This window comes from Acinetobacter sp. 1207_04, assembly GCF_052850415.1.
This window is the reverse complement of the sequence record NZ_VXCQ01000015.1, coordinates 53,336-65,963: the sequence shown is the minus strand read 5'-3', so window position 1 is coordinate 65,963 and position 12,628 is coordinate 53,336. Positions and strand designations below refer to the sequence as shown.

Here is a 12,628-nt window from a genome sequence, read left to right as displayed (position 1 = left end):
TTATGACCGTTTTTTCATTAATAAGGGCAGTTTGTGCAATTTCAATGTAATTTAATGCGTGGAGAGATTTTTCGTGTAACAAAATCTTTAGCCGTCAGTAAACCTGCATGTGCATAACCATAAATTGTGGCTTGATGAATACGATAGAGTGAAACATACATCGACTTGGCAATGAAACCTTGTACATTCACTTGCCCCATTAATTCACCTACCGCTTTATTTTTACTAAGTGAAACCAAAGAGCCTTTATCTGAAAATTGAAACATAGGTTGCTGACGACCACTTAGACGAGCACTCATGGCTTCCACTAAAAAAGCGGCTTGTTGGCTTGCGACTTGTGCACGAGGTCCTAGTGGAGGTTCACGCGCGTCTAAAATACAACATGCGCAATCACCAAAGGCAAAAATAGATGGATCGGCTTTGGTTTGTAATGTGGCATATACATCTAAACGGCCCATTCGGTCTTGATTAAAACCTTCTAAATTAGCAATGACAGACGGTGTTTGAATACCTGCTGCCCATACTTTAAGTTGTGCATCAATAGACGTACCATCGGTAAACCACACTTTATCTGCATCAACTTTTTCAACACGCTTTGCTGTGAGTACTTCAATTTTCATACGTTGTAATTGTTGATTTGCATGTGCAGCTATTTTTTCATTTAAAGCAGGTAAAATTCGATCTGCACCTTCAATTAGTGTAATTTGTACATTTTGAGGGTTGATTTTATTCAAACCATATTTATAAAAATTTTGCTTGGCTTCAACCAATTCAGCAGATAATTCTACGCCTGTTGCACCTGCACCAATAACTGCAATTTTTAAGTCACGATCAATATTTTTATTTTGTGCGTCTAGATATAAATGTAAAAGATCTTGTTGGAAAATATCAGCTTGTTTTCGACTATCTAAATAGTGGCAATAATCTTTGACACCAGGGGTATTGAAATCATTGGACACTGATCCGACAGCTAAAATAAGTGTGTCATAACTTAATGTATATGAATCTGTTGAGCTGTCGTATTTGGTACTTTGAGTTTTACTCAGTGAAATAATCTTTTGTTCACGATCTAATTTTTCAAAGCGTCCTAAGACAAACTCATAGTGATGTTTGGCTGAATGAGCATAATAGTTAGTTTCCTCATCATTTGGGTTCATTGTTCCAGCCGCAATTTCATGCAGAAGAGGTTTCCAAATATGTGTGAGCTTTTGATCGACTAAGGTGATTTTGGCTTTGGATGATTTACCAATGGTATCGCCAAGTTGAGTTGCGAGCTCGAGTCCGCCTGCGCCACCACCAACAATCACAATATGATGTAGATTGGACATAAAAATTACCTAATTGTTGTTATAAAAAATGGAATGGCACTAATATGCCATTCCATTGAAATATTTTTATGATTCTTGTTTTACAAATTACATTTTTACAATAAAACCAAGTTCAAAGCTTGGTTTTATTGTTTTCTGTTTTTGGTATCTCGTTATTAATAATCGATTAAGTTAAAACAAAGACTTTAACCAATTGATCAGGCGCTCAATCCATGAGGCTTGTTCGATTTGGACATCATCTTCAATATCAAAAGTTTGAATCAGTTGATCACCTTGATAAACATTGACTTTAGCCAAATGCATGATTTGAGCCAATGGGGCGGTCAGTGAAGTTTCATTCAATTCGACATTGAGTTTAGTTTTTGTTGTTTGTAAAGGTTCGATAGTACTGATGACACCATTGGCATGTGTTTGCATGACTTTAGAATTGAGATTATCAAAAGTCATCAAGTCAATTGGGGTAGGGTTGCTATACAGTGAAGTGGTGACAAGTTGTGGTTTTTTGGCTTCAACTTTAAAAATCTTTAATGTTGATTTGACCACAGGGAGTTCAGCAATCAGTTGTTTATCCTTAATGGCAACTTCATCACGTGTATAGCTATAACCTAAATTTAATAGTTTATGTGCAACTTCAGCACGTTTAATAGCACTTTTAGCGCCCATTACGACTACAACTAAACGGCGATCAGGCGATTCAATTAAACCTGAAGGACGTTTGGCGCTGAGTGCAAGATTGTAACCCGCAGCTCTAGTGAAACCCGTTTTTAAGCCATCGACACTTGGATCATTTTTTAAAACAAGATTCGTTGCATGGTGAAAGCGTTGCTTGTAGCTAAAATTTGGCATGACTGAATAATGCATATATTCAGGCGTATTTTGAGTTACCGCTTGACCTAATAGCGCCATGTCATGTGCCGATGAAAAATGATCAGGCATGGTCACACCTGGTGCATTGGCAAAATGCGTGTCCTTCATACCCAAAGCTTGCGCTTCTTTATTCATTCGAACAATAAATGCGGGAACATCGCCTGAAATACGTTCTGCAAGGGTCACAGCGGCATCATTGGCAGACATTACAACCAAACCTGCTAATAGCTGATCTATTGAAATTTGTTCCCCTTGTTTGAGATACATTTGAGATTCATCCCACTGTACCATCTGCACTACAGGCGTTGCGGTTAAAACCTCATCTTTACGCAAATGTCCTGCTTTAATTTCTTTAAGTGCAATGTAGGCAACCATCATTTTGGTCATAGAGGCAGGTGCACGCTGAACATGACTATTATGCTCAGCAATAATTTGCCCTGTTTGTGTGTCAAGGATTGTCCAAGACTCAGCCTCGACAGACTGTGGATTGATATTAAGTAGTGCAGAATTTACAAACGTGGAGCAACACAGGCTGAGTATTGCCAGTGTGGAAGTCAAAATTTTCAACAGAGATACCTTTTATAGCCAATCCGATGGCGATGAATATAGAAATCACTGCGAATCCTATGCTTTTTTATATGATTTCGCTAGCCAGTTTTGTAGATAAATACGGCAATTTCTGCATGAATTTATAAAAAATGATAATCTAATTGTTAAATTAACTTTCCACTGTTTGTTGAAGCAAAATTATGTTGCACTATCAGATCGAATTTGACGATTATCGTCAGCATTTAGTTCATGTCACACTGCGTTTTCTTGCAGATCCAACACAGGTTTTATCATTACCCACATGGATTCCGGGCAGCTATCTGATTCGTGAGTTTTCTAAGCATATTGAATCTGTTCGCGCGTATGATGAAGCTGGGCGTGTACTTAAAATCAGCAAATTTGAAAAAAATAAATGGCGTTTATTTAATACTGATCATGAATTGATTACAGTTGAATATGATGTTTATGCCTATGATTTATCGGTACGTGGTGCCTATGTCGATCAAACACGTCTGTATGTCAATCCAGCATGTTTATGTTTAGGCTTAGATGGGCAAGAGCATAAAGCAGTTGAAGTTGAAGTTTTCTTGCCACCTGAGTTGAAGCATTTTCAAATTGCGACAGGCTTAGCGTCAAAAAGTTTGGTCAAAGGTCGTTTTACCTTAAAAGCAGACAATTATGCGCAGTTGATTGATTCGCCATTTGAGTTAGCAGAGCAAACTCGCTTCAGCTTTGAAGCCAATGGCATTCCACATGAATTTGTGGTTTCGGGTAAACATGCGATGAATATAGCTCGTATGCAGCAAGACATTGAAAAAATTTGTGCCACAGAAATTTCAATGTTTGGTTCTGCACCGTTTAAAAATTATACCTTTATGACCATGGCAACAGGTAATAGTTATGGTGGTCTTGAGCATCCTAATAGCACGAGTTTGATTACTCCGCGTGATGACTTACCTAAAACTGATGAGCCAGAAGAACCTTCAGCAGATTATCAACGTTTCTTAGGTTTATGTAGCCATGAATATTTCCACTCATGGTTAGTGAAATTTATTCGCCCTGAAAATTTTGCTAATTATGATTTGAATCAAGAAGGCTATACCTCTTTATTGTGGATTTTTGAAGGCTTCACTTCATATTATGATGATTTAATTTTACTTCGTAGCGGTGTGATTTCTCAGGAATCCTACATTAAATTGTTAAAAGCACAAATTGATCGATATTTGCAAAATCCAGGTCGAGCAATTCAATCAGTTTCAGAGTCAAGCTTTGATGCATGGGTGAAATTTTATCGCCAAGATGAAAATTCAAATAATGCCGGTACAAGTTACTATAACAAAGGTTGTTTAGTGGCGTTGTGCTTAGATATGGGTTTACGTTTACGTGGTTCAAGCCTAGATGCATTGATGCGTAAACTGTATGAAAATGCACAGAATGGCATTCAAGTGAATGAACGTACTATTGTCGATTTATGTAATGAATTGACAGGTGATGATTGGATTGAACAGATTAATCATCTTATCAATACCACAGATGAATTACCTTTAGATCAATTACTTCCAGAGTTTGGTTTAAACTATACATTGAAAAATGACAAGTCTTTACCTCTGGGCTTAAAACTTGTTGATAAACCTGAAGGTGTATTGATTCAGTCTGCACGTCGTGATGGTGTTGCTGTTCAAGCGGGTCTATCTGCTAATGATGTGATTGTGGCGATTGATGGCATTAAAGCAACAGTTAAACTTGTTGAAAAGTATGCTAAACAAGAAGGTACATATACTGTATTTGCATTCCGCCGTGATGAGTTTATTCAGTTTGATGTACAAACAGGTGGTTCAGCTTTAACGGAAGTTGAACTAAATGTTACTGATCAAAACAAAGCAGATACTTGGTTGAAAGCACGTGCTTAAAATCTTAATATATTTTTATATATCAGATTGATATGTGTTTAAAGATGCAATGTAAATGGTTGATGTTAGTCTGTTAATAATTCTTTGAATTCTCTCAAACCCTCCTTTTCCAAAGGAGGGAGCTTTCAATAAGGAAAATTTATTAAAGTTGAGATTTTTCCTCTTTTTAAGAGGGATTATGGGAGATTTTTAGGATTTTGTATAATTATTAACATAAAGGATCGGCATAACTATAGACCGCGCTTTTTTGATGCCATTTTCAATGTTTTTGAAAATAGCCATGTATGTTGAGTTTAAGAGAGTTCTAAGCTTAAGCAAAATGTTGAATGGAATGTGGTGAGTGAGTTGTGTTTTGCAATACGCTATTTTTGAGTATTGGATTGAGTGCATTTAGAATAGGTTGAGCAATTGCATTTCGCATCAGTGGACTTGGCAATTCAATTGCAGTGTGTAAATCCTCACAGGTTTTACGTTGCAAATAGTGTTGTGCTATTAAGGGATCAAAAAAGCTTGCTGTTGTATAGTTTAAACCAACAGAAATGACTGTACGCCCAGTGTGTAACGCTTCGGACAACATAGTGTCGCTATCTGAAGTGACAAAAGCATATTGGCTACGCTGTAAAATATCGCAAACTGCAATATTTTGCATCGGTGTGATTAAACGTAACTGCTGTTGTGTCATCCATTGCAGCATATTTTCAGAAAAAGGTGCTGTTCGTCTAGAAGTTATAATATTGCCTTGTAAATGATGTTGCTGACAAAACTGAGTGAAATTTTCAATTATTGTGCTGATGTGTTGTTGATTAAAAGGATATTCTTCGGTTGCTCCACCCAGTAATAAACTTGCTTCTTGTAAGGGGAGTGTATTTCGAATTGTGGAAAATTGAGCAAGCGTTGGACTAACAGGAACAATAATTTGTGTGCAGGCATTGTTCTCAGGAACAGAGGCAACAATCCAATTTATTAAAGCGGTATTGAATTTCCGTGTTCCGCCAGAGTACAGCAGGGGAATATGGTATTTACGTGATAAATAGGCTGCATAAATCAGATTGGGCATCCCTGAACACACAATGAGTTTTGTATTTTCAATGCCTTGTGGTTGAAATTTGAAGAAAATTTGTCCAATTATTTGAAATATCTGGGGAAAGTGAGAAAGCTTTTTTAATATGCTGACCAATTTTTTATTCAATTGAATTGGCAGTTGAAAAGATATTGTATTAAAAGGATGCTGTTCTGAAATCATTTCAGCAATAGCGAGTGATGGATTCAAGTGACCTTTACGACCATCATGGATCACTAATATATTGGGTAGATGTTGTAGCGTAGTATTGATCGTCACAGTCGCATCCTTACTTCGTTGAATTTTGTATAAAGTAAGCATAACCTTGTTAGATTAATGGCTAATTAATCAAAAATTAAACAGTGCTTAATCTAGGCTTAAAGCAATTTGATGCCTTTTCCACTGATGATTTTATTTTGAGTTATTGTTATTCAGAACACTTAAAAATTGAGCTAAAAAAAGCCCACCGAAGTGAACTTTTTGTATTTAACTTTAATGATCAGGAAAAATTAACGACCGTTGCGTCCACGACCACGAGGCGCTTTCGAGTTTGGACGCGTTGTACCATTGGTTTTACGTTTTGGCTTTTCGCTATCATCCATTTGCCAAATACGCTTCGTACCCGATGTTTTCTTTACAGAACCATCTTTATTTTTACGAACCATTGGTTTACCACCTGTACCCCCTGGTTTTTTCACATAAGAACGAGAACGATACGGTTCTTCTGGAGGAAGATTCTGGAAGTCAGGATACAGTAGTGGTTCGATTTCTTTGATTTCACCTGGTTTTAAACCCATTTGAACAAGATCAATTGCACCAATACGTGTACGAATCAAACGTAAAGTCGGGAAGCCTACAGATGAAGTCATGCGACGTACTTGGCGGTTACGACCTTCACAAATCTGAATTTCAACCCAAGAAGTTGGCACATTGGCACGGAAACGTACTGGAGGATCACGATCCCACAACCATTCAGGTTGTTCAATTTTTTCAGCTTTTGCAGGCAAAGTCATGCCATCTTTTAGCTCAACACCTTTACGCAATTGTTCAAGTGCTTCTTCAGTTACATCACCTTCAACTTGCACAACATAAGTTTTGAACTTTTTATTTGCAGGATTGGTAATGTACTGATTTAGCCCACCGTGATCGGTTAAGAAAACGAGACCTTCTGAGTCCATATCTAAACGACCAGCAAGACGTAAATCTGGATCGCTGACAAAGTCGGACATGGTCATGTGTGCTTCATCTTTACGGAATTGGGAGAGCACGTCATAAGGCTTATTTAGAATTACAATTTTCATAGTAACCAATTGATATATATAGATAGAATATTGTGGATTGCGTGGGTTACCCGTTTAATTACCCGTTTTAGGGAGAATAGGTAGCTGAGTAAAAGAAAATGCCCACTAGAATGTGGGCTACTATATCATATTAAGCTTTACGCTCTTCAACTTTATTCCGAACATAAGATGAGTACCAAAACACATCTTTTTCAGTTTGCCGAACTGGTTGCTGTATAGCACCATATTTTACGAAGTCGTAAAATTTATCATTACCAATTGCGAGCAGTCTCATAAATTCTTTCGCTCGAATTCTGCGATCAATTTCCGTCATGACACTTCTTTCAAGCTTAGTATTAAATCTTCAAATCAATCCATTTGAGCTGTTGATGACACATAATCTCTATCTCATCTTCCTCTTCAAGCTCAGATACCTTACCACCTGCATTTAAATATGCTGTTTTAAAGATTAGAAATTATTGCCGATATTGTGAAAAAACGTCCTAATCTAATTATTTTGACTGACGATGTTTATGGTACTTTTGTAGAAGATTTTTAGAACTCTTTTTGCAATTTGCCCAATAATACGATTTCGGTTTATTCATTCTCGAAATATTTTGGTGCGACAGCATGGCGAGAACGAATTTCAGGCAAGAGTTGATGGTGAGTATTTTTTGGTCATCGAAAAGATGGCTTTTAGTAAATAAGTTTGACTTGAGCTAAATTGTTTAGTAAAACTTCAATGGTTATTTAGAATAAATAGCAAAAAATAATCCTTAATCAGCGCAATTGAATAAGGGGGGAAGCCTCACAGAAATGTGGGGCTTTTTTAATACCTGAATTTTAGAGATGTGTATGACATGCAAAAAAATTCCCTAGAAGGTGTTTTTTAACGTATATTGTTGAGCGTTCAATATATAACTACTAAATTTAATAAATATTGAATGCCACTTTTGCAGTCTTAGACTGTTTGTTATTTGACTTTTTGAGGTATTTTTATGAATAAACTTAATATTAATGTACAAGATCAATTTGGCGCGAATTACGCCATTGAAGCGACTTTAGATGAAGTTGTATCAAGTGCAGTTAAAACCTATGAACGAATTAAATATATTATTGTAGACAATGAACTGATTCGCCCTAGCTTTGAAATGTTTTTTCAAAGTGTAAATACTGGAAAAATATTTAAAATTATTGAACATTAAGTAATATAAAAACCCAATATATGAGTTTTTATATTTGGCTATGTATTAGATAAATTTAATAATGATTGTATTACTTGTATTTTAGGCGTATAAAGACACTTCGTTGATGCGGGATGGAGCAGTCTGGTAGCTCGTCGGGCTCATAACCCGAAGGTCGTTGGTTCAAATCCAGCTCCCGCTACCAACGAAAAGAAATTAAAGTTTAATACCCTAACTAGCTTCGTGCTTATTAGGGTTTTTTTATGCCTGAATTTTGACTAAAATAAAGTTATGAAAAGACAAAGTAAGAAATCTGAATTTCCAAAGTCTTGTTGGACTACTGAGCAAGACTGTACATTAATTGAAAACAGCTCATTGACTAATAAGGATTTAAAAGTATTACTCCCTTATTCCGATGATGAAATCTATGAGCGTAAAGAAGCACTTGGTTTAGTTAGGCGACAAAGGCAAATGATGAAAGGTGCCTAGGTGTCTTTTTTATGTATGGCGTTTATTGAAATTATGCGAGACTCTATTTATTGTTGAAAATACAAAATTTATCAAATAGTAAAAAAATACTATTGTTATATATAAAAAAATTAATAAAATAGATTGTTAATAAACTACAATAAAACGGTGGTGAAAATTAAAACTTATATTTTTTCAATACTTGTAGGCTTGACTGTAGTTATTTATTTCTTAGGTGTAATTGCACATCAGGATAGTAAGAAGAAAAGAGAAGCTGAGATTCGGTTAATTATTACGGATGCGGAGAAGCAGCTTCACGACTTTCAGAGCAAGTAGCTTCATTAGATGTTTAAACCACCTTCTGGTGGTTTTTTAATGGGCGTACTTTATGGATGAAGACAGCTATTTTTGGAAAACCAAGAAACGCCCACTTAAAACCAAACTAAGAACTAAGCAATTTGCTAAAGAATAAAAATATTTTGAAGCTGAAAAATCTTTATTTCAAGAGTTAGAAGAAAACAACATTGGTTATCGCAGAAAATTTCAATTTGAATCAGCTAGAAATTGCTGGCAGCTCATGGTCAGTGGGGCATGGTGGCAAAAAGATAGCAATTGTATTGTATAAATATGATTTGTCCGAAGAAAGGGGATCAACTGTACATCTTGAGCCTCATCAAATTTAATCAGGTTTTACGATTAATTGGATTAAAATGCAGTTAATAGATTAAAAGGTGAAAAGATCAGATCATTTCCACCCATGGATCTAATTGATTGAGCAGAGGAAGAAGAAACCATCTGCTTAGAATCTGCCGTGGATTTCAAAGAATGAGTGATTAAAAGCTTTCTAACTATTGGAGGTATACTTCATAATCCTGATCACATTGCGACTAATTTCATTCTTGGCATGATTGAGAATTTAATTATATTGCTATTTACTTGTTTTATCTTCAAATTTAATGTCTTGAAAAAATTACTCAAATACATTTCTTCATTTCAGATAAAGCTATATGAAAAAATGACTAGAAAGTAGATCAATAGTATTGTGTTTTCAATTGATAATGATTATTACTATACTTAAAGTTTAGCCATTTAAGGTTTTATGATTTTTAAATACAAGTTATCCGAATCATACATATTTATCTATTTGTTAACATTATTCAGTTTTATCGGTTTGGCGGTATGTATTACAGATATTATTCAACATATACCAAATTGAAAAGTAAATCTAAAAGCACCGGGAAGGGTGCTTTTTTATTGCCAAAAATAATGGGGCGTATGTGAATGAACCAAGTTTATCACTGTGGAAAAGATTAAACGAAGTATCGGATCGACTACAGAAAGTATCTGAGCAGTTGGTGCAAACAAATGCAATTCATAAAGGATACCCACCAAGCTTTTGATCAGCAACGAGTAGTTGTGGAACGAGAATTGTTCGAGAAAGCCCTCAATTGAGGACTTTTTCACATAACCACCATAATGTTAAATAGTAAAATTTTTTACATCACAATGGATAATGATTATCATTATTCATAACATAAACTACCAAGGAAATAAAAATGCGTTTGTCACACTTTAGTCTTTGTCTGCTTACAGCAGCTATTTGTACCCAACTTTATGCTGAAGACACTACTATAACAACTGGCTCTACAACACAAAATATCGAAGCCAAACTTCCAACTATTGTGATGACAGCAACTCGTACACCCAAAAGTATTTCTGAAATTGCAGGAACCGTGCAAACAATTTCTGCTGATGAAATAGCTCAACAGGCAGGACCTGGGCGTAAAGTCGCTGATATTTTGGCGCAACTTGTACCATCTTTAGCACCAAGTAGTGGAACAAGTAGTAATTATGGTCAAACCATGCGTGGACGTAATGTACTAGTGATGATTGATGGTGTGTCACAAACGGGTTCTCGTGATGTGGCGCGTCAATTGAATAGTATTAGCCCGAATATGATTGATCATATTGAGGTGGTTTCAGGTGCAACCAGTATTTATGGTTCAGGCGCAACAGGAGGAATTATTAATATTATTACCAAACGTGCGGATAAATCAAAACCATTCAGTTTTCAAACCAAAGTAGGTGTGACATCTGCTGATAATTTCCGTGGTGACAGCCTCGCTTATCAAGTTGGGCAAACTGCTTCATTTGCAAATGACAAAGTCGATGGTTTTTTTGGCATTGATTATACCAATCGTGGATCTCAATTTGATGGTAATGGGAATCGTATTTCATTAAGCCCTTGGCAAGGCAGCACGATAAATACTGACACCATTGATGTGAATGGGCGTTTAAACTTTAATTTAACTGATAGTCAGAGTTTAAGTTTTGGTGCTCAATATTATAAAGATGAACAAGATACAAAATACGGTCCTGATTATTCATATTTACTCACAAAAACAGATCCATCTTATAAAGCGATAAAAGGTTGGAGCTTAGATAATCAGCCTTTTACAGAACGCTATGCCTTTAATACACAGTACCAAAATCAGGATTTCTTAGGGCAAGTTTTGAATGTCGAAGCTTACTATCGCAATGAGAAGTCACGCTTCGTACCTTATGGTTATTCAAAAGATGGTACGAATGTAAAACAAAGCCAGTCGAATGTGGACTATGCGGGTATTCGTTCAACCTTACAGTCAGATATGACAGTGGCAGATCGAGATCTAAAACTTACCTATGGTCTAGATTATGATTGGGAAAAAGATCATCAGTGGGCGGACTACTACACACCAAGCAATAATGGTTTAGTTTATATCCCAACGGGTGAAAAACAAGGTTCAGGGCCAGATACACAAATTCAGAATATTGGCACATTTGTACAAGGGGATTATGCATTTACAGATCACCTTAATATTCAAGCTGGGGTGCGTTATCAATATGTTCAGGCAGATACAGATAGCTATTTAACTGCGCGTACACCATATACCTTAATGGCTGCTGATTCGACAGATTCTGATAAATTCCTATTTAATTTAGGTATGGTCTATAAGTTGACAGACGCGCAGCAAATTTATGCTAACTTCTCACAAGGTTATAGCTATCCAGATGTACAACGTGTATTACGTGATGTTGCAGCATATACATTAACCACTTCTGGTGTCGCTCCGATCACGGTAAATAGCTATGAATTAGGCTGGCGCTTAAACGAAGACACAGGGTTAAATTTGGGCTTAACAGGTTTCTATAATACCTCTGATAAAGTCGTTCAATTTAACTCGGATCGATCTGTAAATGTTGTTGACACAGATCAGCGAGTTTATGGTGTTGAAGCAACAGTAAGTTACCCATTCATGGAGAACTACAAAGTGGGCGGTACTTTAGGATATACACAAGGTCAGTATAAGGATGCTGCCAATAATTGGCATGAGTTAAATACCTTTGCTGTTTCACCAGTGAAAGGTACATTATTCGCTGAATGGAATAATACTGCAGGCTATGGCGTACGTGCCCAAATGTTGGCGATCAAAGGAACTGATAAAGCCTATAAAGACGACCTTGCTCTAAAAGCAGCTGGAATTACTGATGCCAATAGTGCGGCTGAGATTAAAGGTTACACAATTATGGATGTGTTAGCGCACTTTCCTGTGGCAAAAGGTCGTTTAGATTTTGGTGTTTATAATTTATGGGGTAATCAATATAAGACGGTTTTTGCACAACAAGCAGCAGTGACAAATGTTAACTCATTGTTAGCTATTCCTGCTGAGGGGAGAACTTTTGCAGTAAGCTATACTGTTAATTACTAAATAGGTATAAAAATTATTAATTTCCCCAAAAATTAACATTAAACACCTTATGTGAAATACTTTAAATTTACCTATAAGTACCTATGTATTATATGAAACCATGATGGGGTTCAGCGCACTATCATGGTTTCTTTGTGACTATTCATTTTCCATGACTATATTTATAAATTCGTTATAGACAAAGACTTGTGAATAGACGAGTTGTAGAACGAACGTTGTTTGAGAAAGCCCTC

The 12,628-nt window shown here is 36.2% G+C and carries 9 protein-coding genes, 1 tRNA gene and 2 pseudogenes; 7 read left to right on the top strand and 5 right to left on the bottom strand.

Annotation, left to right across the window (positions count from 1 at the left end):
- Positions 1 to 41: 41 nt before the first annotated feature.
- Together FW754_RS13630 and FW754_RS13625 are read right to left on the bottom strand one after the other, a co-directional pair.
- Entirely contained in the window at positions 42 to 1,328 is a 1,287-nt protein-coding gene (locus FW754_RS13630) for an NAD(P)/FAD-dependent oxidoreductase (protein ID WP_446324931.1), read from the bottom strand.
- Between the two features lie 171 nt (positions 1,329 to 1,499).
- Entirely contained in the window at positions 1,500 to 2,762 is a 1,263-nt protein-coding gene (locus FW754_RS13625; RefSeq protein ID WP_409512040.1) for a D-alanyl-D-alanine carboxypeptidase PBP6B, read from the bottom strand.
- A gap of 182 nt (positions 2,763 to 2,944) precedes the next feature.
- Between FW754_RS13625 and FW754_RS13620 the strand changes: the two genes are divergently transcribed.
- A complete protein-coding gene (locus FW754_RS13620) occupies positions 2,945 to 4,654 on the top strand; it encodes a M61 family metallopeptidase (RefSeq protein ID WP_446324930.1) in 1,710 nt (569 codons plus the stop codon).
- A 310-nt stretch (positions 4,655 to 4,964) separates the two neighbouring features.
- Here FW754_RS13620 and FW754_RS13615 read toward each other — a convergent pair whose 3' ends face one another.
- The 3 genes from FW754_RS13615 to FW754_RS13605 all read right to left on the bottom strand — a co-directional run bounded on the left by FW754_RS13615 (position 4,965) and on the right by FW754_RS13605 (position 7,328).
- On the bottom strand, positions 4,965 to 5,993 hold the full coding sequence (locus FW754_RS13615; RefSeq protein WP_446324929.1) for an ELM1/GtrOC1 family putative glycosyltransferase: 1,029 nt from the start codon (positions 5,991 to 5,993) through the stop codon (positions 4,965 to 4,967).
- Positions 5,994 to 6,223: 230 nt separating this feature from the next.
- Positions 6,224 to 7,015, bottom strand: coding sequence for a pseudouridine synthase (locus tag FW754_RS13610; protein WP_409512037.1), 792 nt, complete (start codon positions 7,013 to 7,015; stop codon positions 6,224 to 6,226).
- Between the two features lie 130 nt (positions 7,016 to 7,145).
- Positions 7,146 to 7,328, bottom strand: coding sequence for a helix-turn-helix transcriptional regulator (locus FW754_RS13605; RefSeq protein WP_446324928.1), 183 nt, complete (start codon positions 7,326 to 7,328; stop codon positions 7,146 to 7,148).
- A gap of 135 nt (positions 7,329 to 7,463) precedes the next feature.
- Here FW754_RS13605 and FW754_RS13600 point away from each other — a divergent pair.
- The 6 genes and pseudogenes from FW754_RS13600 to FW754_RS13575 form a co-directional block, all read left to right on the top strand.
- Positions 7,464 to 7,631 (top strand): annotated as a pseudogene (locus FW754_RS13600) (aminotransferase class I/II-fold pyridoxal phosphate-dependent enzyme); the annotation flags it as partial.
- 361 nt (positions 7,632 to 7,992) lie between these two features.
- The gene (locus FW754_RS13595) at positions 7,993 to 8,199 is read left to right on the top strand and encodes a hypothetical protein (protein ID WP_409512035.1); all 207 of its coding nucleotides are present in this window, start codon (positions 7,993 to 7,995) and stop codon (positions 8,197 to 8,199) included.
- Positions 8,200 to 8,306: 107 nt separating this feature from the next.
- Positions 8,307 to 8,383: transfer RNA gene (locus FW754_RS13590), tRNA-Met, on the top strand.
- Between the two features lie 86 nt (positions 8,384 to 8,469).
- Entirely contained in the window at positions 8,470 to 8,667 is a 198-nt protein-coding gene (locus tag FW754_RS13585) for an acyl-CoA thioesterase (RefSeq protein ID WP_446324927.1), read from the top strand.
- 367 nt (positions 8,668 to 9,034) lie between these two features.
- Positions 9,035 to 9,329 (top strand): annotated as a pseudogene (locus FW754_RS13580) (hypothetical protein).
- An 873-nt stretch (positions 9,330 to 10,202) separates the two neighbouring features.
- Positions 10,203 to 12,395 (top strand): TonB-dependent receptor, encoded by a 2,193-nt coding sequence (locus FW754_RS13575; RefSeq protein ID WP_446324926.1) that lies wholly within the window; start codon positions 10,203 to 10,205, stop codon positions 12,393 to 12,395.
- Positions 12,396 to 12,628: the final 233 nt, after the last annotated feature.